Annotated in this window: 27 protein-coding genes; 16 read left to right on the forward strand and 11 right to left on the reverse strand. The window is 56.8% G+C overall.

Features of this window, described 5'->3' with window-relative positions; genetic code table 11:
- Positions 1–178: 178 nt before the first annotated feature.
- The 8 genes from RYH70_RS16480 (at position 179) to ltrA (ending at position 8,258) form a co-directional block, all read left to right on the forward strand.
- Entirely contained in the window at positions 179–664 is a 486-nt protein-coding gene (locus RYH70_RS16480) for a PaaI family thioesterase (RefSeq protein WP_063141479.1), read from the forward strand.
- The gene (locus tag RYH70_RS16485; RefSeq protein ID WP_063141477.1) at positions 661–1,149 is read left to right on the forward strand and encodes a PaaI family thioesterase; all 489 of its coding nucleotides are present in this window, start codon (positions 661–663) and stop codon (positions 1,147–1,149) included. Before RYH70_RS16480 ends, RYH70_RS16485 begins: the two co-directional genes overlap by 4 nt.
- A gap of 76 nt (positions 1,150–1,225) precedes the next feature.
- A complete protein-coding gene (locus RYH70_RS20915; protein WP_394356133.1) occupies positions 1,226–1,510 on the forward strand; it encodes a hypothetical protein in 285 nt (94 codons plus the stop codon).
- 83 nt (positions 1,511–1,593) lie between these two features.
- On the forward strand, positions 1,594–2,166 hold the full coding sequence (locus tag RYH70_RS16495; RefSeq protein WP_063141474.1) for a peroxidase-related enzyme: 573 nt from the start codon (positions 1,594–1,596) through the stop codon (positions 2,164–2,166).
- Between the two features lie 62 nt (positions 2,167–2,228).
- Positions 2,229–3,560, forward strand: coding sequence for a carboxyl transferase domain-containing protein (locus RYH70_RS16500; RefSeq protein WP_317009420.1), 1,332 nt, complete (start codon positions 2,229–2,231; stop codon positions 3,558–3,560).
- A gap of 70 nt (positions 3,561–3,630) precedes the next feature.
- Positions 3,631–5,637 carry an acetyl/propionyl/methylcrotonyl-CoA carboxylase subunit alpha gene (locus RYH70_RS16505; protein ID WP_317009421.1) on the forward strand — a complete coding sequence of 669 codons (2,007 nt, stop codon included), beginning with the start codon at positions 3,631–3,633 and terminating at the stop codon, positions 5,635–5,637.
- 15 nt (positions 5,638–5,652) lie between these two features.
- Positions 5,653–6,435 carry an enoyl-CoA hydratase/isomerase family protein gene (locus tag RYH70_RS16510; RefSeq protein WP_317009422.1) on the forward strand — a complete coding sequence of 261 codons (783 nt, stop codon included), beginning with the start codon at positions 5,653–5,655 and terminating at the stop codon, positions 6,433–6,435.
- Positions 6,436–6,917: 482 nt separating this feature from the next.
- On the forward strand, positions 6,918–8,258 hold the full coding sequence (gene ltrA / locus RYH70_RS16515; RefSeq protein ID WP_317009423.1) for a group II intron reverse transcriptase/maturase: 1,341 nt from the start codon (positions 6,918–6,920) through the stop codon (positions 8,256–8,258).
- Between the two features lie 235 nt (positions 8,259–8,493).
- Here the strand turns inward: ltrA and RYH70_RS16520 are convergent, their stop codons facing one another.
- Together RYH70_RS16520 and RYH70_RS16525 are read right to left on the reverse strand one after the other, a co-directional pair.
- A complete protein-coding gene (locus tag RYH70_RS16520) occupies positions 8,494–8,940 on the reverse strand; it encodes a MarR family transcriptional regulator (RefSeq protein WP_063141468.1) in 447 nt (148 codons plus the stop codon).
- 182 nt (positions 8,941–9,122) lie between these two features.
- A protein-coding gene (locus tag RYH70_RS16525) for an IS3 family transposase (protein WP_394356107.1) occupies positions 9,123–10,264 on the reverse strand; the annotation gives its coding sequence in 2 pieces (ribosomal slippage) (positions 9,123–10,003 and positions 10,003–10,264; 1,143 coding nt in all).
- 211 nt (positions 10,265–10,475) lie between these two features.
- On the opposite strand from RYH70_RS16525, the gene RYH70_RS16530 reads away from it, so the two are divergent.
- From RYH70_RS16530 to RYH70_RS16545, 4 genes are all read left to right on the forward strand, one after another.
- On the forward strand, positions 10,476–11,534 hold the full coding sequence (locus RYH70_RS16530; protein ID WP_233918346.1) for a BtrH N-terminal domain-containing protein: 1,059 nt from the start codon (positions 10,476–10,478) through the stop codon (positions 11,532–11,534).
- Between the two features lie 751 nt (positions 11,535–12,285).
- Complete coding sequence (locus RYH70_RS16535; RefSeq protein WP_026949901.1) at positions 12,286–12,552, forward strand: AbrB/MazE/SpoVT family DNA-binding domain-containing protein; 267 nt, start codon at positions 12,286–12,288, stop codon at positions 12,550–12,552.
- Entirely contained in the window at positions 12,549–12,944 is a 396-nt protein-coding gene (locus tag RYH70_RS16540; RefSeq protein WP_026949900.1) for a type II toxin-antitoxin system VapC family toxin, read from the forward strand. Before RYH70_RS16535 ends, RYH70_RS16540 begins: the two co-directional genes overlap by 4 nt.
- A gap of 181 nt (positions 12,945–13,125) precedes the next feature.
- Complete coding sequence (locus tag RYH70_RS16545; protein WP_026949899.1) at positions 13,126–13,356, forward strand: hypothetical protein; 231 nt, start codon at positions 13,126–13,128, stop codon at positions 13,354–13,356.
- 271 nt (positions 13,357–13,627) lie between these two features.
- On the opposite strand, the gene RYH70_RS20920 is transcribed toward RYH70_RS16545, so the two are convergent.
- The 3 genes from RYH70_RS20920 to cadR all read right to left on the reverse strand — a co-directional run bounded on the left by RYH70_RS20920 (position 13,628) and on the right by cadR (position 15,387).
- A complete protein-coding gene (locus RYH70_RS20920) occupies positions 13,628–14,113 on the reverse strand; it encodes a YkgJ family cysteine cluster protein (RefSeq protein WP_197021008.1) in 486 nt (161 codons plus the stop codon).
- Between the two features lie 261 nt (positions 14,114–14,374).
- Complete coding sequence (locus RYH70_RS16550) at positions 14,375–14,659, reverse strand: hypothetical protein (RefSeq protein WP_163128109.1); 285 nt, start codon at positions 14,657–14,659, stop codon at positions 14,375–14,377.
- A gap of 320 nt (positions 14,660–14,979) precedes the next feature.
- Positions 14,980–15,387, reverse strand: a complete 408-nt coding sequence (gene cadR / locus RYH70_RS16555) for a Cd(II)/Pb(II)-responsive transcriptional regulator (RefSeq protein ID WP_004364961.1) — start codon at positions 15,385–15,387, stop codon at positions 14,980–14,982.
- 95 nt (positions 15,388–15,482) lie between these two features.
- On the opposite strand from cadR, the gene RYH70_RS16560 reads away from it, so the two are divergent.
- From RYH70_RS16560 to RYH70_RS20925, 4 genes are read left to right on the forward strand one after another with little or no spacing between them, the layout of a single operon-like run.
- Positions 15,483–16,379, forward strand: coding sequence for a cation transporter (locus RYH70_RS16560; RefSeq protein ID WP_004364974.1), 897 nt, complete (start codon positions 15,483–15,485; stop codon positions 16,377–16,379).
- Between the two features lie 3 nt (positions 16,380–16,382).
- Positions 16,383–16,895: a signal peptidase II gene (lspA, locus tag RYH70_RS16565; RefSeq protein WP_317009424.1), complete on the forward strand. Its 513-nt coding sequence runs from the start codon at positions 16,383–16,385 to the stop codon at positions 16,893–16,895.
- Positions 16,896–16,916: 21 nt separating this feature from the next.
- Positions 16,917–18,206 (forward strand): ISL3-like element ISPpu12 family transposase, encoded by a 1,290-nt coding sequence (locus RYH70_RS16570; RefSeq protein ID WP_004574636.1) that lies wholly within the window; start codon positions 16,917–16,919, stop codon positions 18,204–18,206.
- Between the two features lie 2 nt (positions 18,207–18,208).
- Entirely contained in the window at positions 18,209–18,688 is a 480-nt protein-coding gene (locus RYH70_RS20925; RefSeq protein WP_155132451.1) for a reverse transcriptase domain-containing protein, read from the forward strand.
- Here RYH70_RS20925 and RYH70_RS16575 read toward each other — a convergent pair.
- From RYH70_RS16575 to RYH70_RS16600, 6 genes are all read right to left on the reverse strand, one after another.
- Positions 18,603–19,463, reverse strand: a complete 861-nt coding sequence (locus RYH70_RS16575; protein WP_011783503.1) for a LysR family transcriptional regulator — start codon at positions 19,461–19,463, stop codon at positions 18,603–18,605. The two genes, RYH70_RS20925 and RYH70_RS16575, sit on opposite strands and share 86 nt — an antisense overlap.
- Positions 19,457–20,467: a phosphonate dehydrogenase gene (locus tag RYH70_RS16580; protein WP_026949874.1), complete on the reverse strand. Its 1,011-nt coding sequence runs from the start codon at positions 20,465–20,467 to the stop codon at positions 19,457–19,459. Before RYH70_RS16580 ends, RYH70_RS16575 begins: the two co-directional genes overlap by 7 nt.
- Positions 20,468–20,476: 9 nt before the next feature.
- The gene (phnE, locus tag RYH70_RS16585; RefSeq protein WP_026949875.1) at positions 20,477–21,307 is read right to left on the reverse strand and encodes a phosphonate ABC transporter, permease protein PhnE; all 831 of its coding nucleotides are present in this window, start codon (positions 21,305–21,307) and stop codon (positions 20,477–20,479) included.
- A 10-nt stretch (positions 21,308–21,317) separates the two neighbouring features.
- The gene (gene phnD / locus RYH70_RS16590) at positions 21,318–22,181 is read right to left on the reverse strand and encodes a phosphate/phosphite/phosphonate ABC transporter substrate-binding protein (RefSeq protein WP_026949876.1); all 864 of its coding nucleotides are present in this window, start codon (positions 22,179–22,181) and stop codon (positions 21,318–21,320) included.
- Positions 22,178–22,996 (reverse strand): phosphonate ABC transporter ATP-binding protein, encoded by an 819-nt coding sequence (phnC, locus tag RYH70_RS16595; RefSeq protein ID WP_020833797.1) that lies wholly within the window; start codon positions 22,994–22,996, stop codon positions 22,178–22,180. The genes phnD and phnC overlap by 4 nt, the downstream gene beginning before the upstream one ends.
- Before the next feature lie 269 nt (positions 22,997–23,265).
- A protein-coding gene (locus RYH70_RS16600) for an IS3 family transposase (RefSeq protein ID WP_155132457.1) occupies positions 23,266–24,401 on the reverse strand; the annotation gives its coding sequence in 2 pieces (ribosomal slippage) (positions 23,266–24,131 and positions 24,131–24,401; 1,137 coding nt in all).
- Positions 24,402–24,407: the final 6 nt, after the last annotated feature.

The raw sequence follows: 24,407 nt of genomic DNA on the forward strand, positions 1-24,407 counted from the left end.
ATGAGGCCGGCGGATCTATTAACACAAAAATCATTCTTGACTTTTGGTTGGTGAACCAAACAAAATTCTGTCACCATAGTATTTGGAAAAATAAACACGTGACAATGATCTTTGAGAACATTCTGTTCTCATCGGTGCCAAGCTCGTGCGAACTATCATCTAGACTGCGGAAGTCAGAATGACTCATTCGAACAGAAATCAGCGCAGTGACGCTGTGACGATGGCCTGGCGGTTCACCGAACAGGTGCCTCACGGCAAGGACTTGGACATGCAGGTTATCTCGTTGAACGGAACTCAGGTTTGCATGCGCCTGGCCCCACAACCCTGGATGTTTACCGACGATAATACGAAGGAACTCTGCACCAGCGTTCTATACTCGCTGGCAGACTCAGCCAGTGGGCTGGCGGTATTCGCAGAGGCCAAGGACCTCTCGCCCATTGCCACGCTGGATTTGCGCATGGATTATTTACGGGTAGCCACCGGCAACTGTGCCCTACTGGCAATAGCAACCTGTCGTCACTTAACAGACGAAGTCGCCTTCATTCACTGCGACATCCTCAGCGAGGACAGTGGCGAGCTTCTGGCAACGGCGAACGCGACGTTTATGCGTAACACTCAGGGTCAGCGATTCCAGTCAGGTCATCGAGCCGAGGGGGGCGCATGAGCACTGTCAGTGATTCCGTACAACAAACTTCGGGCGCTATTGAGGCCAGGAACGAATGTGCAGACTGGCAAGCCCTGCTCGAATGCATTCCCTACGCTCAACACCTCGGGCTTGAGGCACAGCCCGAAACCGAAGGCGCATTGGTTCATCTACCGTGTCGTGAGGCACTGATCGGCAATTTTATGTTACCGGCTCTGCATGGCGGTGTTATCGCCGCGCTGATCGAGCTGACAGCCCGGGTTGCTGCACAGCATCGGGACAACAACAAACGTTGTCCGCGCATTCTCGATAGCCACATTAACTATCTCCGTCCCGCGAAGGCGCGATCGACCTTCGCTGGCGCTGAAATTGTTCGCCAGGGCAGAAGAACCAGCCTGATCGAAGTCGTGTGTTGGCAGGGAGAGAGGGCTGCACCTATTGCCAATGGGCGGGTTCAGTTGTTGCTCCCGATAATGGCCGCCAAAAAAGCAGACCTTAATAAATAATAAGCACAACAACCTCAACCGTAATCGCGACGAATTCCAATTGGTATTCGCTGAACGCAATCCGGGGCTTTGCCGGGTGCTGACCGGCGAGGCCCTCAGTGGCGAAAACGAGGCCCTGCGCAAACGGGCGAGCCAGTTCTTCGAGCGCCTCGAAACCCAGGCCCGCCAGATCCTCAAGGAAGGGGAGATCCGCCAGGGGTTGCGCCCCTATCCCAGCGCGCCCCGCGCTGCCGACTGGCTCATGACTTTCCTTGAGGGTCGAATCCAGCGCTTCGTCCGGTCTGGCTTCAGCCGTGCCCCATCGGCTGAATTTGAAGAACAATGGCCAATGCTGGCAAAAAATCTCTGGCCCGGGGATTGAAGACGGAATAGCCACCTCACACAAGACTTGTGGTAACGGGTGGACTAGCGTGGCAGGTATACCCATACTCCGGAGACCCTGCCATGTCCGAGCAATACCCCATTTCCCGCTTCCCGATTCCTGATGTTTCCACCCTGCCGGATGACCTGCGCACGCGTATTGAAACCCTCCAGGAAAAGATGGGCTTCATCCCCAATGTGTTCCTTGGTCATGCCCATCGGCCGAACCAGTTGCGCGCTTTCCTGGCCATGCATGACGACCTGATGGAGTCCGATGAGGGCCTGAGCCGTAGCGAGCGGGAAATGATCGTGGTGGCCACCAGTAGCGCCAACCAGTGCCTGTATTGCCTGGTATCCCACGGTGCCTTCCTGCGGATCCGCTCGAAACAGCCCTGGCTGTCGGACCAGGTGACCGCCAATTACCGGGATGCTGAAATCAGCGACCGACAGCGGGCCATGCTGGACTATGCCGTCAAGCTTGCCCAGACCCCCTGGCTGGTGGGAGAGGACGATATCCGCACCCTGGAGCAGGCGGGGTTCTCCCAGGATGAAATCTGGGATATCGGCGCCATCACCGGCCTGTTCGCCATGTCCAACCGCCTTGCAGCCCACACTGCCATGCGACCCAATGCCGAGTTCTATGGCATGGCTCGCTGAGACCATCCGGCAAGTCTGCCGGCTCATTGCCCGGAACGGGTGACGATCATGAGGAGCAAACAATGAAAACAAGAAACCGCACCGGAATCCTTTCAATGGCCACACTGGCGTCGGCAGTGTTGATGTCCTCTGCGGCGGACGCCCGTGAGCTCAACTATGCACTGGGTGCGCCCCCGGGGACACCGGCCCATGAAGCCCTCGAATTCTATGCTGACAAGGTGGGGGAGCTCTCCGGCGGCGACCTTACGGTAAAGGTCTTTCCATTGTCCCTGCTCAGTTTTGCTGAAATGTCATCCGGAATCCGGGACGGCATTGCTGATATGGGGCTGATTCTGACCCCATACCACGCGGGTGAGTTTCCTCCGATCAACTTGCTGGCAGAATCTTCCATGTTGCTGACGCTGGAGGACGACCTGGAGGCCGGGAAGGAGGGCGTTGCGTTCGGAGCGGCGCTGTCAGAATTCATGATGTTCCACTGCCCCGAGTGTATCGACCGGTTTGAACAGCAGAACCAGGTCTATCTGGGACATGCGGCCGGCACGGCCTATGGCCTGATGTGTGATGAGCCTGTGATGTCGCTGGAGGATGTGGGTGGCAAGCGGGTCCGGGTCGGGGCCGGTAACTTCGCACGCTGGTCGGAGGCTGTGGGCGCTACGCCTGTCACGATGTCTGCCAACGAAATGCGGGAAGCCATTTCCCAGGGCATCGTGGATGACTCCTATTTCCTGGAGTTTGGCGCGAACTATGGCTCATCCACGGTTTGTGGCCATGCCAAGGTAGAGGGCCTGCCGGTGGGCATTATCACCAATAACGGTCCCATCGACCCGGCGGGGGCCACCAAGGCCACCCACTTTATCCAGGCTTGCTGCCAGTCCCAGACCCCGATTCTTTACCTGAACAACACCACCGGCTTCATGGTGGGCAAGGAATACGAGCAGGCTGGCATCATCAAGCACGGCTCCAAGATGATCCAGGCGGTGACCAACGCCACCGTACCCCAGATCACCATCTACTGCGGTGCCTCCTTCGGGGCGGGTAACTACGGTATGTGCGGACGAGGCTTCGCGCCCCGGTTCTGTTTCTCCTGGCCCAACGCCAAGACCGCTGTCATGGGCGCCGAACAGGCCGCCAAGACTATGACCAACGTCACCGAAGCGGCCATGAAGCGCAAGACCGGCGAGGTGGATCACGACAAGCTCGCCGCCATGGAAAAGAAAATCGTAGACACCTTCGAGAGCCAGATGGATGTGTTCACTACCAGTGCCAGGCTCCTGGATGATGGTGTGATCGACCCTCGTGAGACCCGCTCGGTACTGTCCTACGTGCTGTCGGTCTGTCGTGACGCAGAGCGGCGTGAGCCCCACAAGATGCAGTTTGGTGTGGCGCGCCCCTGACCCTGATGGAATCCCGGAACCCGGCCGGTATTTCCGGCCGCCCCAAGAATGAGAACGGTGTCTGACTATCATGACCACGACAACAGCAATCAAACCGACCCCCTTTACCAAGGTGCTGGTCGCTAACCGGGGCGAAATCGCGCTCCGGGTCATCCGCTCCGCCCGTGAACTGGGTTACCGGACCGTAGCGGTCTATTCCTCCGCTGACAGAAATGCCCGCCACGTTCGGGCTGCTGACCAGGCCGTAGCCATAGGCGGCGACCTGCCAGCGGACTCCTATCTGCGTATTGACCGAATTATCGAGGCGGCAAAGCTCAGTGGCGCCGATGCGATCCACCCCGGATATGGTTTCCTGGCGGAAAACCCGGGCCTGCCGAAAGCGTGTAAGGAGGCGGGTATTATCTTTGTGGGTCCGTCTGCCGAATCCATTGTCTCCATGGGCCACAAGGCGGGTGCCAAGCAACTGATGATGGACGCGGGCGTTCCCTGTGTGCCCGGTTACCAGGGTGAAGACCAGGACGAAGGGCGCCTCATCAGGGAAGCGGACAACGTCGGCTTCCCCATCATGATCAAGGCGACCGCCGGTGGCGGTGGCCGGGGCATGCGCCTGGTCGAGAAGGCGGAGGATTTTCCTGCCGCCCTGCGCAGCGCGCGGTCCGAGGCGGAAAGTGCCTTCGGCGACCCGGAGGTGATCCTGGAGCGGGCCATCATCAATCCGCGCCACATCGAAATCCAGATTATGGCGGACCGCTACGGCAACGCGGTCTATATCGGAGAGCGGGACTGCTCCATCCAGCGCCGTCACCAGAAGGTGGTGGAAGAAGCGCCGTCACCGGCGGTGTCGCCGGAGTTGCGGGCGCGGATGGGCGAGACCGCCGTGACCGCGGTCAAGGCCATCCATTACGAAGGGGCCGGCACCCTGGAATTCCTGCTGGACCAGGACGGCAACTTCTATTTCATGGAAATGAACACCCGGCTTCAGGTGGAGCACCCGGTAACCGAGTCCATCACCGGACTGGACCTGGTGGAGCTGCAGTTGCGGGTCGCCGCCGGCCAGCTGCTGCCCCTGAGCCAGGACGACATTGTCCTGAAAGGCCATTCCATTGAAGTGCGTCTGTGCGCCGAAAGCCCCAGCGAAGGGTTTATGCCCCAGAGCGGCACCATGGCACTGTGGCACATGCCTGATACCCTGCGGGTAGAGGATGCGGTGGAGTCCGGTTCCGAGATCCCGCCTTTCTACGATTCCATGATCGCCAAGCTGATCAGCACCGGGGCGGACCGGGAAGAGGCCCGCCGTCGCCTGGTCAGCGGATTGAAGGACGCTACGGCACTGGGCGTGGAAACCAACCAGGCTTTTCTGAGTGCGTGTCTGGAGCACCCCACCTTTATCCAGGGGGAGGCGACCACGGCCTTTGTTGATAACCACCAGGATGAGCTGCTGGCCAGGGACCAGGGCGCCGATGACCGGGCCCGGTTACTGGCCGCTGTGCTGCTGTATACCACCGACGCACAGGGTAGCTACGGTGGCTCGATCAGCACCATTACCCATCGCCTGCCGATCATCTTCCGCTTCAGTGTCGGCGGGGAAGCCGCTGACGCGCGGGTGAGCAATCAGGGTAATGGCACCTTCCGGATTCAGCTGGACGACGCCGCCACTGAACTGACCCTGGATGCCGTGTACGGTGCCCGGGTGCGGTTCACCTGCGAGGGCCTGTCAGAAACCGCCGAGATGATTCGTGCGGGTTCACGCCTCTACCTGCGCTACCGCGGTCACTCCTACCGTGTGGATGACCATACCCATGAGGCTGCCGTTGCCGGGGACGAAGCCGGTGATGGTGTCATTCGCGCCTCCATGAACGGGCGGGTGGTAGCCCTGCATGCGGAAGAGGGCGATACGGTCGAGGCTGGGCAGCCGGTGGTTGTTCTGGAAGCCATGAAGATGGAGCACGTTCACGTGGCCGCCGTGGCAGGCACGATTGTTTCTCTCACGGTCAGCGAAGGGGAACAGGTCACCGCCGGCAAGGTGATTGCCGAAGTTTCCCCTGCTGAAAGCGCCGCCTCGGCTGAAAGCAACTGATCAACCAGGAGTGCCATGATGTCTGAACAAGAAGCGGTCTTGCTGGAACAGAAGGGGCCGGCCCTGTGGATCACCATCAACCGGCCCGAAAAACGCAATGCGATCAACAATGACGTGATTGCCCGCATTCGCGAGGGCTATCTGAAGGCCGAGTCTGATCCCGGAATCCGGGTGATCGTACTGACAGCCGCCGGCGAAAAGGCGTTTTGCGCCGGCGGTGACCTGCAACCGGGTCAGGGCTTTGCCTTTGACTACTCAAAGCCGAATGCCGAATACGCCGACCTGTTCCGGCTGGCGGTGAATACCACCACGCCCTGTATTGTGCGGGTAAACGGCGTCTGTATGGCGGGCGGCATGGGCCTGCTCTGCATGGGTGATATGGCCGTCGCCCACAGCAATGTGAAGTTCGGCCTGCCAGAGGTCAAAGTGGGCCTGTTTCCCATGCAGGTCCTCAGCCTGATGCAGCGCCTGGTACCGCGGCGCGTGCTGCGGGAATGGACTCTCACCGGAGAGCCATTCACCGCCGAAGAAGCCCTTCAGCATGGCCTGCTGAACCATGTGGTGGCGCCGGAGGAACTGGATGCCAAGGTGGACTGGCTGATCAACCGCCTGACGGACAAGTCGCCTACCGCCATCCGCCGTGGCAAGTACGCCATGAAGGCCATTGAGGATATGAGTTTCGAACAGGCCATTGCCTATACTGAAACCCAGCTGGCCACCATGACGCTGACCGAGGATGCAAAGGAGGGCATGGCGGCGTTTAACGAAAAACGTGCCCCCCGTTGGCCCGGGCGCTGATCGCAGACGACAGTTATTCAGGTTGTTGGATGTTCTCTTGAGCGACTCTTACCCCACCTTTGCGTGGGGTTTTTTAGTGTGCCCGGCACGGGCGCACTCCTGGAGGTGCAAGTCCTCCCGTGAGCTGGCCACAGCGAACGAAGTGAAGCGCAACTGCGGAAGGGCGACCGACCGTGGGGAGGAAGCGTGGAGCGTAAACCGTGAGCCGATGAACAAGAACCGGATACGAGGCACTGCCGAGCAGGGCGAGCGGGCTAAAAGTCGCGAAGCTCTTGTGGCCAAGGCGAGGTGGTGTAAATCCGGCGGTTGTGCGGTGAAGGAGTGTGTTCTTACCCGGGGAGATCTCGCCTCATGCCTGAAAGGGCGACGTGGTAACGCGGAGCGAGAAGTCAGCAGAAGCCATAGTAGCCGCCGGCACGGGGTGAAGGGCTGAACGAGAAGGAGCGTCAAACGCCTTGTCGATGAGGACTGTACGGCATCAGATGCCCGCGCCAGCGGGGCGGGTCGCCACACGGGAAGGTGAAGCCTTGCCGGACGTGACCAGTGATGAAACAGGACTCCCGCGACAGGAACCGGAGGGCGCAGGGCGAAGCCTGCTTGAGCAGGCGTTCGCACGAGAGAATATGCAGCGGGCATGGAAGCGCGTGAAGGCCAACAAGGGATCGGCAGGTGTGGATGGGTTGGATATTGCCCAAACCGCAGAACACTTGCGATGGGCGTGGTCGGAGCTTCGCCAGCAACTGCTGAGCGGCTCCTATCAACCACAACCCGTTCGCCGGGTAGGCATCCCGAAACCGGACGGCAGTGAACGGGAACTGGGTATTCCCACCGTCACCGACCGCCTGATCCAACAGGCACTGCTGCAAGTGCTGCAACCTCTGATTGATCCCACCTTCAGCGAGCACAGCTACGGCTTTCGTCCGGGCCGCCGGGCCCACGACGCCGTGTTGGCCGCGCAGCGTTACGCCCAACAGGGCCGCCATATCGTGGTGGACGTCGACCTGTCGAAGTTCTTCGATCGGGTCAACCACGACATCCTGATCGACCGCCTGAAGAAACGCATAAACGACCCCGGAGTTACCCGGCTGGTTCGTGCGTATCTGAACGCGGGTATCATGGATGGCGGCGTGGTCATGGATCGGCATGAGGGCACGCCGCAAGGTGGGCCACTGTCGCCGTTGCTGGCCAACGTTCTGCTGGACGAGGTAGATCAAGAGCTGGAACGCCGGGGGCACTGCTTTGCTCGCTACGCTGATGACTGCAACGTCTACGTTCGCAGTCACAAGGCGGGAGAACGGGTCATGCAGTTACTCCGCCGCTGTTATGGAAAGCTGCGCCTGGTGATCAACGAAGCCAAGAGCGCAGTGGCGAGCGTGTTCGGTCGCAAGTTCCTCGGCTATGCCCTGTGGCAAGGGAGGGATGGAAACGTTCGGCGCGCGGTATCAGCCAAGGCGTTACAGGCGTTCAAGCTCAGGATCAGGCAACTGACCCGAGGATCAGGTGGTCGCAGCATGGCACAGGTGGTGGAGAAGCTCCGCAGCTATCTACTGGGATGGAAAGGGTACTTCAGACTGGCGCAGACACCCAGGGTCTGGCGATCACTGGATCAGTGGATACGGCGCCGCCTGAGAGCCCTGCACCTGAGACAATGGCGGCGGGGTAAGACGACCTATCGGGAGCTTCTCAGACTGGGAGCGAAACCTGAGGTTGCGCAATCCGTGGCGGCTCTGAGCCGGCGCTGGTGGCACAACAGTCTCTCGGCCATCCACAGTGTGCTGACGATTGCCTACTTCGATCGGTTGGGCGTGCCGCGACTCTCGTGAAGCCTCAACTTCTCGAACCGCCTGGTGCGGACCCGCATGCCAGGTGGTGTGGGAGGGGCGGAACCTATTGGTTCCCCCCTATCCCGATTTTCTGCGCCAAACATGGTGCGTACCATCCCAATCATTTCAATTTGGGCATGGACATTGGGGCAGACACGCTGTTTAATGGTTGGCGCCCGCCGAGGAACACTTCACGCCTCGGGAAATTATTGGCCCAGCCCGAGAAGCCATGGATTCAGGTACGCTTGAGATTGGCGGTGTTTTCAATGATCCGCGCACAAACACGCAGCGTAATTTCCAGTTCCTTCTCGTTAACGCCTTTAAGCATTTCGTTCCGCAATACATTACTCCGCTCCTTAGTTTCGCTAATAAAGCGCTTACCGGCATTGGTGAGATATACCTGTCGTGTACGGCGATCACGTTTGCAAAACCTGCGTTCGATCAGACCCTGTTCCTCAAGCCTGTCAAGCAGACGGACTAATGTCGGGTTCTCAATGGTCATCAAGTCGGCCAGTTCTCTCTGAGTAAGCCCCTCACCACCGAGTTGCAAGTAGGTCATAGTGGACCAGCGCGCTTGGGTGATCTCTGTGTCTTTCAGACGCTCATTGAAAAACTTACGCCAGCATCTTGCTACTCGGGCATTGGCGAAAAAAAACTGCTCTCGAGGGGTTTTCGGGTCCATATCACTTTCCTCTTATTGTTGATTCTGTAAACATCCCTGTTTTAGTTGCACCGCTGATCAGAGTTTTCCGCCTGTTGGTGTTTCGCCAAGTTTGCACGGATCAAGATGGAACCTGCAATATCAGGCAGAGTCTTTGGCCAGTTCAGCGACTTTCGATTGCCGGCAATGACCCTGACCCCGTTTCAGTACCGCTCATTGTCAGAAAAATCCGGCTTTAATTGCTGCTTCAGACGACCCGAAACAGCGTGTTTTCTGGCGTAGTCGGAAGGTGTTGACCACCCCAATGCGGAGTGGGGTCTGACTTGATTATAGAACGTTCTCCATGCCTCAATCTTCTGCTCGGCATCGGCCAGTGACAGAAACCAGTTCTCGTTCAGGCATTCCTGGCGGAGTCTGCCATTGAATGACTCCACGGTCGCATTGTCCGTGGGCTTGCCGGGCCGAGAGAAATCAATTTCTATTTGTCTCTCATAGGCCCACCGGTCCATGACCTTGCCGGCGAATTCGGAGCCGTTGTCTGCCTTTAATATCTTCGGATTCCCCCGGAAGCGAGCGATCCGCGTCAGTGCTTCTTTGACGTCTTCGCCTTTCAGGCTTTGTCCGACGATGATGCCAAGGCACTCCCTGGTGAACAGATCAGTGATGGTCAGCAACCGCAGCCGGCGGCCGTCAAACAGAGCATCCGAAACGAAGTCCATGCCCCAGATGTGATTAGGAAATTCCCCCTGAGACATAGGCTGCCGGTTCTTCGCAGCCTTGTTCCGCCTGGGGCGCTTCAGGCGCAGTGACAGTCCCTGCACGCGGTACAACCGATAGACGCGTTTGTGGTTGTCCTGCCACCCCTCCCGCTGCAACAACACATGCTCACGGCGATAGCCATAGTGGACTCGCACCTGAGTGATTTCCCGAATCCGCATCGACAGTGCGGAGGCATCCCGCGCTACCGATTTGTAGTGATAGGAGGCTCGGGAGAGCCCCAGGACAGCACAAGCCTGCCGCTGGCTGACCCCAAACCGCTTCTGGAAATCATCGACCAGCTGACGCTTGCGAGGCGGTCTCAGGCCTTTTTTGACAGCACGTCCTGAAGCATGGCCTTGTCGAGGCTCAGGTCGGCGACTACCCGCTTCAGGCGCTGGTTCTCCTCCTCCAGCTGCTTCAAACGCCTCAGTTCGGAAGGTCCTAGCCCTCCATACTTCTTGCGCCAGGCGTAAAAAGTGGCGTCAGAAATACCCATCTTGTGGCAGACCTCCGGAACCGGCGTGCCCAACTCCGCCTGCTTCAAGGCGAAGGCAATCTGCTCTTCGGTGTAACGGGATCGCTTCATGGCATGATCTCCTGTTCAGGGCTCTATCATGCCGGATTTTCCAGTTTTAAACGGTTAAGAATTCTGGGTCAGGGTCAAAATTCATCGAAGCATCGTCGATTCTGACGATGCTTGGGAACACACTGCAGACTATCGTGAAGCACAACCAATAAAAACAGCCTCTTTATAATGTTGGACGACGACAGTGGAGTATACAGAGATGAGTCATGTTATGATTGAACCCTACCCCCACTACCTTGGGGGCCACTGCGGCTCAGGCGCCCTTCGGGACCTGCTGCACTGGGCTGACCTCGGCTGGGAAGAGCTGCCTGGCCGGCTGCCGGGTGAAGGCCTGGTCTTCGGCCTGGGGGGCGGCCTGTCGTTCATGTACACCCGCTATCCCGGCCTGACACCGCCCATGTACCTGGTGGGTCGTAACGCCGATATGGAGCTGGATTTCTGCCAGCGACTGAACATTGATACCCGCCGTCAGCAAACCGAGGATCCGGATGAGGCGTGGCGCTGGGTAAAGGCGGAGATCGACGCTGGCCACCCGGTCATGGTCTGGTGCGATATCGCCGAGCTGCCCTACCTGCGGGTCAGGCTTTCCAATACCCGCCATGATGTGGTCATCATCGGTTATGACGACGACCAAAACACGGTCTTTATCGTGGACAACGACCGGGAAGAGGTGCAGGAAGTCCCGATGGACGCTTTCCGAAGCGCCCATGGCTCCAATGGCTTCCCGGGGCCCAACCACTTTGCGACCTATCCCATGCGTTTTCCAGCCCGGTTACCCGACCTGCTCACCTGCGCCCGTGAGGCGGCGGCATCGGCGGCGCGGGTACTTGGTGGCGAAGACGCCCTGTTGTTCGATGTATCGACCCTGCCGAAAGGCAGCCTGGTCGCATCCGGCGTCGAGGGCGTCCAGGCATTCGCCGATGACATCATCACCTGGCCCTACCGCCTGGATCCCGAAGAACTAACCGCTGCCGTGAGAAGCATACCGGTGTTTGTGGAAAAAGCTGGCACTGGTGGCGGCTTCTTCCGCCGTCTGCAAGCCAGCTTCTGCCGGGATGTGGCGCAGGCCACCGGCGACCCTGACTTCGCGACCGCCGCAGACGCCTGCCAGCGCAGCGCCGACGCTTGGAGTGCTCTCGGGGAAATCTCCCGGGACGAGCAACTGGACATCCAGGCAGTCGGCGAAGCAGCTTTCCCGCTTCCTGAGTTGGAAAGCGCCATGCAGAAGGCGCTGGAAATCGCTGGCCGGGGCAGCACGGGCAAGTGGTAAACCAAAATTCCTGGGTGGGCAAACGTTATTTCTATTTCGGTCGCGGCCTTTTCGCCCAGGATTTTCTTGGAAGCACCCTTACCTCGGCGCTTCCATATATTCATACGGGTGACTAGGCTACCCGAACTTTGGATGCCGTAGCCACATGCACCAAATAGTTCAAGATCCATGCTTCGATGGCTCGAGAAAAAATGAATCTGCCCAGGAAAATCAGACGGCAGTTGAGCAAGTGCTAATGGGCTCAAGCGACACGCTGCTGACGAGTCAAATCATATGAATGCAGATATGGGCCAGCTCCATCAGTGGCGGACTGAACCCTGGGCTGGGGGCAGACGGTAGCAAGATTATCAGTCCTAAAGGAGTGCTGGTTGGTCTGAGTTATGCCCCCTGGCTTCATGAATAAGGGCCTGACAATAGCGTTAACGCGGACTGGCTTTTCGATTATGCTCCACGGTCAGTCGGTTTCGCTTTGCGACAGTTTGTACCCTTTTAGAACCTCATTAGGGGAAGCTCAGATCGTTTACTGCGAGTTTGCCACAAATAAGTTACCAACTTTATTACCATGATTTTCGAGGGATTTTGCTCTGGGGCCTTCGAAAGTTACCAACGTTATTTATCTTTATGGTTGATGAATTGCTGTAAAGTTGGGCTTGGGAAGACATTTTGTTACCAACTTTATTCCAAACCCACACTTGAAGGTAATGCAAATTAGCATTACCATCGAGAGGCGTATCCAAACAGGAACTAAACCATGAGCACACTCACCGTGACCGTTAAGGGCCAAGTGACCTTTCGGAAAGAGATCCTGCAGCATCTGGGGATCAAGCCTGGCGAAAAGATCGAGCTGGACTTACTACCGGATGGGCGCGCTACACTACGGGCCGCTCGGCCCAAGGGCTCATTCCGGGCGCTGCGGGGCGTGCTCGAAGACAAAACCAACGGCGCCCAACTGAGCATTGAGGACATCAACGAAGTGATCGCCGATGCGGGCGCGGAAGCGGGAGTCGACGGGCGATGAAAATCACCGCTGACACCAATATTCTGCTCCGCGCCGTCGTGAATGACGATAAGGCCCAGGCTGCCCGTGCTGTTCGCGTCTTGGAACAGGCCGACATGGTGGCGGTCAGCCTGCAAACCTTGTGTGAGCTGGTTTGGGTCCTGCATCGCGGCTACAAGGTGGATCGTGCGGATATTGCCGAAGCGATCCGTCTGCTCCTGAACACAAAGAACATCGTTGTTAACCGGCCAGCGGCCGAGGCGGGCTTGGCCCTGCTGGAAGCCGGCGGTGATTTTGCGGACGGCGTCATTGCCTACGATGGGGCCTGGCTCGGTGCGGACACGTTCGTCTCGTTCGACAAGAAGGCCGTCTCCCTGCTGAAAAAACAAGGACACGCCACTCGCCTGCTTTAAGCAGAGATAACCTATATTTCCATCGTTGGCCTGAAAATCGCGATAAGCGAAAGAAAACGTCACACGGCATTTGCCTGTTTGCGGTTGCACCTAAGCGGTTTCTGGTTACTGTTATCGCTGACAACACGGAGTTGCCTGGGACAATCTCGGTAGCCCCCTCCCAATCAGGGCGTCTTGAATTATGAACACCTTGGCTTTCGTATTACGTCACCATGGCTTTCAATTCCTGGCCGGGGCCGCCCTCGTCCTGGTCGGGTTCTATGGCATCCTGGTATATGAGCCGGCCATAGCACCAGAGGGCCTGGGTGTGGAATCCGCGATCCCTACCGACTGGATCTGTGCGGTTGCTGGAGTGATCGGCATCATCAATATCCTATTGGCCTGGATCAAGGGAGCTGATCTGAGAAGGTAGACGAAACAGTCTCAGGTTGCGGTAATTGGGTAAAAAAAATAGAGCAAACCAGAAGACCGATTATCGGCCCCACCCCTAATCTCAGTCTTTACAGTGGCGTCTGACAACACTGCGACAGATCGAGTGAACGACGCCATGGCCAATAAAATCCGCCCCACCCCGCCTTCGACTTTGATGATGCTTCCAAGCAAACGGCTACACTTATATATTGATCTGGAGGAGACAAGCAGTCGCATCTTCTATGGCCGCGCCAGGTCAGGCATGTCCCTTTTCAACGAGCCCTCCGGCTGTCACAAAAGAAATCACGGATGTCTCTCACTGTTCCATCACAATGTCTGTTCTGATAATAAATCCAATTGACCGCCGCCCTAAAAACGGGATTCCCCATGCCCCCGAGTACCGTTCCGTACTGAGCGATTTCCGCACCGGGAATGCCGCATAGTTCGGGAGGGCTCATGGAATGATAGGTACGACAAAATAGAGGTCTATGGGGGTAGATCAAACACGTTCCCGAAGAAGACAAGAAAGTACAGGCTGATTTGTTCCCCGTAGAGAAAGGACGATCGTCCAAGAAGGGAATATTGACATGAAAAGCGATATAGCTTGCTTCAAGAGTTGTAATCTGAACATCCATGTGGCAGCAATGTGAGCAGCCCTTTTTACAATTTGAAAGACGGCTTACAACATTTTCATTTACTTTATCAATGAAGGCATAGAGAAGAGACAGCTTTTCCCCCAGAATCGCATCATTCGCCAATGCATCGACAATAGCACGGACTTCAGGATCAACATTGAGCGTTATAGCTCAATAACAAGGTCCAGAAACTCTGGAAAGTCATTGCGCCTTTTTTTCAGCAATCATACGGTTTCGGGAAGCGAGGAGAACATCAAAATGCACATAGTCGAAAGAGATCCCTCTCAAGGCCATGATTTCTATACAACCTTACTTGAGAAGAAAGTGAGCTTTGACCAAGCAAAGTTCATCAATACCTGCGGTAAGAGATCACAGATACAGGAGCTAGCCGCCCAATATCTTTGACCAAATCTCTTTGGAGAAATGCGCCTGAGCTACCTGGCCGATTTCTTCTGCTGAAATCGGATCGGCTTCGAGTTCCTCCAAACGAACAGCGTACTCTTCCCCGTCCACGTCGTACAAATACATTTGGCCCACATAGGCCACGACCGTTTCCGCATTGATCTTCTGTTCTATAGAGGCGTGTAGAGCCTGCATCGGCCGTGTCTGCTCCATAAGCGCCAGCAAAGTCGTGATGGTCTTTGCGATGGCCTGTTGACGATGATTCATGGCACCCTCCTACTTCACAACCAAAGCACCTCCCAAAAATGAGATGGCGCTGCGTTGTCATATCGAGTCATAGCTCAAGCGTCCTATCATCGTTAGCCTTCTGATTGCGACAAGCAAAAGGAAAACGCCACACCGCGCCCCTCCTATTTTCGGTTGTCCATCACGTCACGCTGGTTAAGGTTCTCGCTGACAACACATGTCGGAGGGAGGGATTTGGTGATGAAACTTAAAAAGGGTAAGCGGATTAAATGGTTGATCTTACCTTTGCATGAGAGTGAGACGGACCGGCATCTCATCGGATTATCTGGTTGATGCTTCACCTACTGCTGGTGCATGTTTCCTTCGCTAATTCCAGCAAGAACCCCACACGCCTCAACTTCCCGGTCATCGTTGCAACTCGCTCTCAGTGAAACGAGTTGTTTCTCAAGCGCTTGCAGAGCGGTTATCTGCGACCGCACATGAGAGATGTGATCATCGAGCAAGGCGTTGACGGCGGTACAAGGCTGATGAGGGTCGTCCTGATAGCTCTGTAGTTCGTGAATCTCAGCCAGTGACAGGCCCAGGATTCTGCAGCGACGGATGAAGGCCAGCCCCTCACCATGCTTCTCGGTATAGACACGGTAACCGTTGTCCTGCCGATCAGGCGGCGGCAACAAGCCCTGCTGTTCATAGAAGCGGATCGTCTGTGTTTCGACCCCTACCAACTGCGCCAACTGACCAATGCGCATCAGCCTCCTCCCCAACGGATTCTTTACTCTATTGACCTTATAGTAGCTTTATAGTTTTAAATGGTACCACAACATTGTTCAAGTGGAGTCGTATCATGAGCAAATCCTGTGGTGGCGCCTGTGGCGGTGATGCAACGTCCGCAGCGGATACCGATATACAGGCCTCCTCCGAGGCGCCAGGGAGATGGGTCAGTGTTTATGCCGTGCCGAAGATGGACTGTCCATCAGAAGAACGAATGATTCGCCTAGCCCTGAACGGCTTTGAGGAGATTCGGGCGCTGTCCTTCGACTTGTCGAACCGCCGGCTGAAGGTCGTGCATGACGGCGAGGTCGAGCCCGTCACCTCGAAACTGAAGACCTTGGGGCTAGGCGCCTCGCTTCAGGAAACCGTCGCTGCAAATCCGGAGACCATCAAGGCCGCCGAGTTTTCGGCAGCTTCTGCTAAGCAAGAATCCGGGACCCTGCGCTGGTTGCTCGGCATCAATGCACTTCTGTTCGTGGTGGAAATGACTGCCGGTCTGATCGCCCGGTCCACCGGCCTGATTGGAGAATCCCTGGACAATTTTGCCGATGCGGCGGTGTACGGGCTTGCCCTTTATGCGGTTGGACATAGCGTGAAAATGCAGGTACGTGCCGCGCATCTTGCTGGTGTACTGCAACTGATCTTGGCTGTGGGCGTGCTCGTAGAGGTGGTGAGACGCTTTGTATTCGGTAGTGAGCCTGAATCGCTGGTGATGATGGCTATCGCATTCGTCGCATTGATTGCCAATACCAGTTGTCTGCTGCTCATATCCAAACATCGGGAAGGCGGGGCGCACATGAAGGCAAGCTGGATATTCTCGGCCAACGACGTGGTGATCAACCTGGGGGTCATCACCGCCGGCGCCCTGGTCGCGTGGACCGGTTCCAATTATCCGGATCTGATTATCGGCACCATCGCGGGGGGCATTGTACTTAACGGTGCCAGACGCATTTTGGCGTTGAAGGGTTAAATAATGCTCATTATTGGCAAAAAGCTCTCGCCGTATGCCCTATTGTCCATATCGGGCCTGCTGGCAGCGTCTGATCAGGCTGTAAAGTGGCTGGTGCAGCAATCAATGGCCTATGGCGAGTATGTTTCGGTGACCCCGTTCTTTAACTGGGTGCACCTATGGAACACCGGTGCCGCATTCAGTCTTTTTGCGAATGGTGGAGGCTGGCAGCGCTACTTATTTATCGGAATCGCGGTAGTGGTCTCGATTTTTCTGATCAAGCTGATCCTTGAAAATCGTCATAAAGGAGAAGCCATCGCTTACAGTCTTATCCTCGGTGGCGCCATGGGCAACCTGATTGACCGGGTCTTTCGCGGCCATGTTGTGGATTCCTTTGATTTCTATTGGCGAGACTGGCATTGGCCGGCCTTCAACCTGGCTGATATTGCAATTGTCCTCGGTGCCTTACTTTTCGTTTCCAGCAGCTTGTTGGGTAAAAAAGCAAACACCAATGCCGAGCCGGATGGATCTGACTGACACCTACGCCTATACAACACCATGACCGAACTTCCCGACAACATCCTTCACCTGCCGCAATACCAAGTACTGGGCTGCAAATCAACCGACGACGAAATGCACTTCCAGGTGGACGTGCCCGATCCCATCGCCTGCGAGGAATGCGGCGTGCAGGGTGAGTTCGTACGGTTCGGCAAGCGTGACGTTCCCTATCGTGATCTGCCCATCCACGGCAAGCGGGTCACTCTCTGGGTGGTCCGCCGCCGATACACCTGCCGGGCCTGCAAGACAACATTCAGGCCCCAGCTACCGGAGATGGTGGACGGATTCCGTATGACACTGCGGCTGCATGAGTACGTGGAGAAGGAATCCTTCAACCACCCCTACACCTTTGTGGCGGCACAGACCGGCCTGGACGAGAAGACGGTGCGCGACATCTTCAACGCCCGCGCCGAGTTCCTGGGGCGCTGGCACCGCTTCGAGACGCCCCGCATCCTGGGCATTGACGAGCTATACCTGAACAAGCGCTACCGCTGCATTCTGACCAACATTGAGGAGCGAACCCTGCTCGACCTGCTGGCCACCCGCCGCCAGGACGTGGTGACCAACTACCTGATGAAGCTGAAAGACCGGCAGAAGGTCGAGATCGTCAGCATGGACATGTGGAACCCCTACCGGGCAGCGGTCAAGGCTGTGCTGCCCCAGGCCCGTATCGTGGTCGATAAGTTCCATGTGGTGCGCATGGCCAACGATGCCCTAGAGAGAGTGCGCAAGGGCCTCAGAAAGGAGCTGAAACCGTCCCAGAGCCGGACTCTCAAGGGAGACCGGAAAATCCTGCTGAAACGCGCTCACGAAGTCTCAGACCGGGAGCGCCTCATCATGGAGACCTGGACAGGCGCGTTCCCGCAACTGCTGGCCGCCTACGAGCACAAGGAGCGCTTCTACGGCATCTGGGACGCCACCACACGGCTCCAGGCAGAAGCCGCCCTGGACGAGTGGATAGCCACCATCCCGAAGGGCCAAAAGGAAGTCTGGAGCGATCTGGTCAGGGCAGTGGGAAACTGGCGCGAAGAGACCATGACCTACTTCGAGACGGACATGCCCGTCACCAACGCTTACACGGAGTCCATCAACCGACTGGCCAAGGACAAGAACCGTGAAGGGCGCGGTTACTCCTTCGAGGTGATGCGGGCACGAATGCTCTACACCACGAAGCACAAGAAGAAGGCCCCGACTGCGAAGGTCTCTCCGTTCTACAAGAAAACCATCGGTTACGGACTGCCGGACTTCGCAGAAGAACTCAACTACGGGGTCGATCTATCAACCATCTGAGGATGATCTCAGGTTGGTGGGGTGGGGGTGCCCCATCAACCATTAAATCCGTATACCCGTTTGATCATATTGATCATGAGCTATTGCTCAAGGCTCTTGACCACCATTGCTCTGAATCCTGGGTGCTGCTGTATGTGAGGCGCTGGCTAACGGCACCGATGCAGACGAAAGATGGTAAGCAGGAACGACGGAACGTTGGCACACCACAAGGTGGCCCGTTATCGCCAGTTCTGGCAAACCTGTTTCTGCATTATGCATTGGATCGTTGGCTGACCGTTCGTCATCCGGATATCCCATTCTGCCGATATGCAGATGACGGAATACTGCGTTGTCGAAGTGAGCGTGAGGCTCAGTATCTGCATTCCCAGCTAGATATGCGTGAGGTGGACCCAATAGCTATTCACAGAGATGCCCAACAAACGAGTATACTGGCCTGTGTTTGTCCAGGCTGCTCGGATAAATCACCATCAGCTCCTTGCTAAGGCCAGGCTCACTCACGGGAATAGCCACCAGACTTCCATTTTGGACCTCCTCCCGTACAGAACTTTCAAGCACCAACGATGCGCCAAGTCCGACCTTAACCGCTTGCTTGACGGCTTCGGTGCTACCCAGCTGCATAGATACCGTCGGAAATGGCCCATGCTCACCGAAGTAGGTCGCCAAAAGCCGGCCAGTGCCGGTGCCGGGTTCGCCGCCGATCAGAGCCATGTTAGACAGCGTATCGCGGTCGATATCGGTTCGACGGGCTAACGGGTGACCAGGCGGAACGATTAGAACAACGGGCTCGTTACGCCACGCCTGAGCATGGAATCCGGGTAGATCATGCCACCACTCCATAATCGCCACGTCCAGCTCACCGTCCGATAAATGCCGTGCAATAGTCGGATTGGAATCTATTACCACATCCACCTCGGGCCCTACGCCCAGCTCCTTGTAACGACGGATGTAGGGCTGGAGCATATAAATCCCAATATTGGAGCTCGCCCCAACGCGAAGTCGAGCCTCCATAATGGAAGATCTCGCCTGCTCCTCCAGCCGGAGCAGACTTCGGGCAAAAGGCAACAAGGTTAAGGCAGCCCGGGTTGGCTCACAGCCAGAGCGCCCCCTGTGGACCAATAAAACGCCAAGTTGGTTTTCGAGTTTTTGAAGGTGCTGGGACAGTGTGGGTTGTGCGATGTCCAACTGGCGGGCTGCGGCCTGAAACCCGTTGTGGTCCAGCACCGCCACGAAACTCTTCAGCCAGACAAGATTCAGCATGGGCCGCTCTCGCGGCCACTGGGATCATTGATCGCATCACCCGGCCGCTCACCCCGAAGCACTTGCAGAATGTTCCGAGCAGCGCGTTGCTCGATAGCCAGACGCACCTGGCTGACTGCCGATCCGATGTGAGCAGTAAACAGCGTGTTGGGGTGGGCCCTGAGCCCCTGGGCGATCTCCCTCGGACGATCTTCTCTCGCCCAATCTTCCATCTCAAACACATCAGCGGCGTACCCCCCCAACTGACCGGATTGAAGCGCTTGCAGAACACTACCCTCATCCACCACAGATCCACGGCAGGGATTGATAAGGAATGCGCCCGGTTTCATTCCTGTTAGCGTTTCGCGATTAATGGTGTGGAGGGTTTGCTCATTGAGCGCCAGTGCCAGGATCACAATATCTGACTGGGCCAGCAGCATCTTGAGGGGAGTATGGGACAAACCCAGTGCCTGCTCATGCTGCACGGGTAAACGTTCCGGCTGGGAATAGATTAAATCCGCTCCCCATCCGTTCAGGCGCTGCGCCACCGCTTGGCCGATGGCCCCCATACCCACAATACCAATCCGTGAGCCTTCGATCCCCTGCCCATAGAAGCGTGGTGTCCAGCCAGTAAATTCACCGGATCGAACGAAGTGGTCCGCCGCCTTGACTTGTCGGGTGAGACTGATCGTCAGCCCGACCGTTAGCTCTGCAGTAGGCACGGTTAGCAAATCCGGTACAAATGTCAGCCAAACCCCATGACGCGTGCAGGCATCCACATCAAAGTTGTCATAGCCTTTCAGGGCTGCACCAATCACCTTCAAGCGCGGACACCCCTGTAGGAACTCCACTCCAACTCGGTCTGGCATGAACGCCATCATCGCATCAGCGTCTGCAACGCGCGCAGCCACTTCCTCCTGGGGCAACGTGGCGCCGGATTGGTTGGTGACCAGCTCGCAATCTTGGGCAAGTTCATCCAGAACACTGTCATGGACCTTATGGGTTATCACAACCTTGGGTTTCATCGACGCTCCTTATTTGAATTTCTTACGAAGGCGGCCACTGAGACTGTCCACGACGGTGACCATCAACAAGATGACAATGAGAATGGCGCTGACTTCCTGATACTGCATGATTCTCAGCGAGCCCATCAATTCGAAGCCAATACCACCGGCACCCACCATGCCCATTACGGTCGAGGCACGGAAATTGTATTCCCAGCGATAAATGGACACGTCCGCGAACTGAGGAAGTACTTGTGGCAGCACGGCGTGATAGAGCACCTGCAAGCGAGTAGCGCCGGCAGCATCGGCCGCTTCCACTGGCGCCTCATCTACATGCTCAATCGCTTCGGCAAAAAACTTTCCAACCATGCCAATGGAGTGAAGACCGAGCGCCAGTACGCCAGGCAACGCCCCAAAACCAACAGCAGCCACGAAGATGATGCCCATGATTAGTTCCGGGACTGAACGCAAACCGTTTAAAAGGGTTCGAGTTACTTGGAGCACCACCGGATGTGGAGAGGTGTTGCGCGCAGCCAGGAATGCCAGTGGCACAGACAAGGTTACTGCAATGGCAGTACCGGCAATACTCATCGCAAGCGTGTCGATTAACGGCGACACCCAGCTGGCCACATTGGTGAAGTCAGGTGGAAGAGATTCGCCAATGAGTGTGCCTATGGCTGGCACGCCATTGGCAAGTGTATTGAAATTGAGCAGCCCTACGTACCAACTTGCGACAAAAATGATGAGCAGCACTAACAGCGACTGTCCGAGTTTTTTCCGCCAGCCTTTCGCGTGCTCATCCAGCACGGAGGCCGACGGGGCCGGCGACAGAGTCGCCGGTTCCGTCGTTGTATAGCTCATGGGGCACTCCTCACATTTTTGCGAAATCAAGATTGAGCAGGCCACCCATAGCGCGGATGACATCGTAATCTTCGTCGGTAATTGCCGCGAATCCCTCAGCCTTCAGGTTGTCGAGAATCTCCGGGTCATCGATCTGCAGAAAGGCTTTCTGAATGTTGCTCTTCAGCTCAGGGGCCAGGTTCGAACGCAGGGCCCAGGGGTATTGAGGAAAGTCACCGCTGTAGCCCAGCACCTTGACCTTGCTCCGATCAATCAAGCCGCGGTCCATCACATGCTCGAAGATAACTTCGGACAACCCTCCGGCGTCGGCATTGCCATTGGCGACGTTAACCGCAACAGCGTCATGGCTACCGACGAAATGAGCCTCATAGTCCTTTCCGGCTTCGAGCTCTGCCTTCTCAAGGAGTACGGTCTTGGGGATCAGGTGGCTGGAAGTGGATGCGCGGTCACCGTAGGCCATTTTCTTGCCTTTGATATCCGCGAAGGAGCCAACGCCAGAGTCTGCATTGGCAATAATGATGGAGCGATAAGTCGGCTTCCCGTCTACCACCATGGCGGCAAAGGGTTCAATGTCACTCTTACTCTTGGCCATCACATAGGACAACGGACCAAAGTAAGCCAGGTCAATTCGGCCAAAACGCATGGCTTCGATCATGGAGGAGTAATCGGTGGTAACAATCAGTTCTACTTCCTTACCAAGAGTGGTTTCCAGGTAATCCTTCAAAGGTTGGTTTCGCTTGATCAGTTCTGACGCGTTCTCATCCGGCAGCAAGGCAACTTTCAAAAGATCAGGGTCTGTATCTGCGGCATGGGCTGACCAATGGATGCCGAGCATCATTATCAGAGCCAGCAAAGAGTGAATCATTGTCTTCATTGTGCTATCTCCAGTACGTCTGTCGTTATCGGGGTGGTCTTAGGTTTATGGATGGCTGGTTTGCCTTCCGCAGCTACCACGCTGGGTGAACGGTGGTAAATCTCGTCCAGGTGTTTCGATTTCAGGTTTTCAGGAGCATCGTCAAAAACGATATGAGCGTTCGAAAGGCCGATGATCCGGTCTGCAAAACGCTGGGCGTATTCCAATTGGTGCAAGGAAATAACCGCGGTGATTCCATCTTCCTGACAAATATCGCGCAGTAGGCCGAGTACCTTTTCAGAAGTGGCCGGATCCAGGCTGGCAACGGGCTCATCGGCAAGAATCATGGATGGTTGCTGCACCAATGCTCTGGCGATTCCAACCCGCTGCTGCTGGCCGCCGGACAACTGATCTACTCGGGAAAGCGCTTTGTCAGCCAGACCTACGCGGTCGAGGCATTGCAGAGCCAACTCCAGGTCCTGCCGGGGCAGGGGAAGCAGGCTTCGCCAAGTACCGTGATACGCAAGTCTGCCTGTCAGCACATTCTGTAACGCGGTGTATCGTTCGATCAGCTGGTGATGCTGGAACACCATGGCGGTGCGGCTGCGGTGCTGTCGCAGGATTCTACGGTTGGTCAGTTCACCAAACTCGCCAGACACAACCTTCCCGGTTGTGGGCTTAACCAGGTGATTCAGTGAACGAAGCAGAGTGGATTTACCCGCGCCTGAAAGTCCCAGTAGCACGGTGAATTCGCCCTTGTGAAAGTGAACGTTGGTGGGTTTGAGCGCGAGGACGTTTCCCGGGTAGGTTACGCCCATACTCTCGACTCGAAGCATCACATTGGTTGATTGAGTTGGGGCCACAGGATCACCTTTTGCAATAAATAAGCTCGCCGTATTGCGAGTTACAATTGAACGGTAAAGCTGAGGGATGACACCGTCGTGTCACTGACGTGACAGGTTGATGAAGTGCTTTTGGTTCGCAAGGATTTTCCGAAGGGCTCTGTGAAATACATGGAGCTCAGCCAAAGTGGAACGTGAAGTGGACCCCATCCGTTGGACCACCTGACAGACGATTTAAGCTCTGACCGGACCATCATCAGGCGTCAGGCCGCCTGGGTCAGTGGTTGAGCGAAGTACACCTCATCGGGTGTCGCATCGTCCAGCCCTTGATGGGGCCGCTGACGGTTGTACCAAGTGAAGTACTTCCTCAGCTCCCGGCGTAGGTGGGCACCATCTTCGAAGGCCTTCAGATAGACGCACTCGTACTTCACGCTACGCCAGAGCCGTTCGACGAAGATGTTGTCCCGGTAGCAGCCTTTTCCATCCATGCTGATCCGGACGCCATGGGCCTTCAGTACCTCGGTGAACGCCTGGCTGGTGAATTGGCAGCCCTGATCGCTATTGAAGATGCTCGGCGGCCCATAGCGCTCCAGGGCCTCCTCCAGTGCGTCAATGCAGAAGTCCGTATCCAGGGTGTTCGATACCCGCCAGGCCAGCACACGGCGACTGTGCCAGTCCATGATGGCCACCAGGTACATGAACCCTCGCGCCATTGGGATATACGTCACATCAGTGGCCCAGACTTGGTTGGGACGATCGATGACGCGATCCCTGAGCAGGTAAGGATAGACCCGATGCCCCACGCCAGACTGGCTGGTGCGCGGCTTCGGGTACACCGCGTGCAGCCCCATCTGCCGCATCAGGCGACGGATCCGCTTGCGGTTCACCGTGTGCCCCAAGCGGTTGAGATGGGTCGTCATCCGCCGGGAGCCGTAGACCGGCGTCCGCAGATGCTCCTCGTCGATCAGCCTCATTAGCATCAGGTCCTCGGCGAGTAACTCACGGCGCTGGTAGTATAGCGATGAGCGACTGATACCGAGCAATTGGCACTGCCGGCGCAGGCTGGGATTGTCGGAGGATGGCGGCTCGATCAAGGCCAAGCGCTGAGCCCGGCTCAACGATCGAGCCTGCGCGACAAAAAATCGCGTTCCACCGTCAGCTTGCCGATCTCGCGGTAAAGCGTGTCGATCTCCTCCTGGCTCTTCTGGGCGGCTTTACCATCCTTGCCTTCGAAGACGCCCGTGGCGTTGTCCAGGAGTTCACGCTTCCACTGGCTGACCATGGTGGGGTGGATCTCGAAGCGGGCGGCGATCTCCGACGTTGTCTGATCGCCCTTGAGGGCTGCGAGAGCCACCTTGGCCTTGAAGTCACTGCTGTACTGCTTGCGTTTCCTGCTCATGATTAT

Origin of the sequence: Alloalcanivorax xenomutans, from assembly GCF_032810065.1 — a bacterium.
Classification (GTDB): Bacteria; Pseudomonadota; Gammaproteobacteria; order Pseudomonadales; family Alcanivoracaceae; genus Alloalcanivorax; species Alloalcanivorax xenomutans.

What these genes read in the sequence shown, in the direction of transcription:
- RYH70_RS16480 (WP_063141479.1), top strand. Translation starts at nt 179, where the DNA reads ATGACTCATTCGAACAGAAATCAGCGCAGTGACGCTGTGACGATGGCC.
- RYH70_RS16485 (WP_063141477.1), top strand. Translation starts at nt 661, where the DNA reads ATGAGCACTGTCAGTGATTCCGTACAACAAACTTCGGGCGCTATTGAG.
- RYH70_RS16495 (WP_063141474.1), top strand. Translation starts at nt 1,594, where the DNA reads ATGTCCGAGCAATACCCCATTTCCCGCTTCCCGATTCCTGATGTTTCC.
- RYH70_RS16500 (WP_317009420.1), top strand. Translation starts at nt 2,229, where the DNA reads ATGAAAACAAGAAACCGCACCGGAATCCTTTCAATGGCCACACTGGCG.
- RYH70_RS16505 (WP_317009421.1), top strand. Translation starts at nt 3,631, where the DNA reads ATGACCACGACAACAGCAATCAAACCGACCCCCTTTACCAAGGTGCTG.
- RYH70_RS16510 (WP_317009422.1), top strand. Translation starts at nt 5,653, where the DNA reads ATGATGTCTGAACAAGAAGCGGTCTTGCTGGAACAGAAGGGGCCGGCC.
- ltrA (WP_317009423.1), top strand. Translation starts at nt 6,918, where the DNA reads ATGCCCGCGCCAGCGGGGCGGGTCGCCACACGGGAAGGTGAAGCCTTG.
- RYH70_RS16520 (WP_063141468.1), bottom strand. Translation starts at nt 8,940, where the DNA reads ATGGACCCGAAAACCCCTCGAGAGCAGTTTTTTTTCGCCAATGCCCGA.
- RYH70_RS16530 (WP_233918346.1), top strand. Translation starts at nt 10,476, where the DNA reads ATGATTGAACCCTACCCCCACTACCTTGGGGGCCACTGCGGCTCAGGC.
- RYH70_RS16535 (WP_026949901.1), top strand. Translation starts at nt 12,286, where the DNA reads ATGAGCACACTCACCGTGACCGTTAAGGGCCAAGTGACCTTTCGGAAA.
- RYH70_RS16540 (WP_026949900.1), top strand. Translation starts at nt 12,549, where the DNA reads ATGAAAATCACCGCTGACACCAATATTCTGCTCCGCGCCGTCGTGAAT.
- RYH70_RS16545 (WP_026949899.1), top strand. Translation starts at nt 13,126, where the DNA reads ATGAACACCTTGGCTTTCGTATTACGTCACCATGGCTTTCAATTCCTG.
- RYH70_RS16550 (WP_163128109.1), bottom strand. Translation starts at nt 14,659, where the DNA reads ATGAATCATCGTCAACAGGCCATCGCAAAGACCATCACGACTTTGCTG.
- cadR (WP_004364961.1), bottom strand. Translation starts at nt 15,387, where the DNA reads ATGCGCATTGGTCAGTTGGCGCAGTTGGTAGGGGTCGAAACACAGACG.
- RYH70_RS16560 (WP_004364974.1), top strand. Translation starts at nt 15,483, where the DNA reads ATGAGCAAATCCTGTGGTGGCGCCTGTGGCGGTGATGCAACGTCCGCA.
- lspA (WP_317009424.1), top strand. Translation starts at nt 16,383, where the DNA reads ATGCTCATTATTGGCAAAAAGCTCTCGCCGTATGCCCTATTGTCCATA.
- RYH70_RS16570 (WP_004574636.1), top strand. Translation starts at nt 16,917, where the DNA reads ATGACCGAACTTCCCGACAACATCCTTCACCTGCCGCAATACCAAGTA.
- RYH70_RS20925 (WP_155132451.1), top strand. Translation starts at nt 18,209, where the DNA reads ATGATCTCAGGTTGGTGGGGTGGGGGTGCCCCATCAACCATTAAATCC.
- RYH70_RS16575 (WP_011783503.1), bottom strand. Translation starts at nt 19,463, where the DNA reads ATGCTGAATCTTGTCTGGCTGAAGAGTTTCGTGGCGGTGCTGGACCAC.
- RYH70_RS16580 (WP_026949874.1), bottom strand. Translation starts at nt 20,467, where the DNA reads ATGAAACCCAAGGTTGTGATAACCCATAAGGTCCATGACAGTGTTCTG.
- phnE (WP_026949875.1), bottom strand. Translation starts at nt 21,307, where the DNA reads ATGAGCTATACAACGACGGAACCGGCGACTCTGTCGCCGGCCCCGTCG.
- phnD (WP_026949876.1), bottom strand. Translation starts at nt 22,181, where the DNA reads ATGAAGACAATGATTCACTCTTTGCTGGCTCTGATAATGATGCTCGGC.
- phnC (WP_020833797.1), bottom strand. Translation starts at nt 22,996, where the DNA reads ATGCTTCGAGTCGAGAGTATGGGCGTAACCTACCCGGGAAACGTCCTC.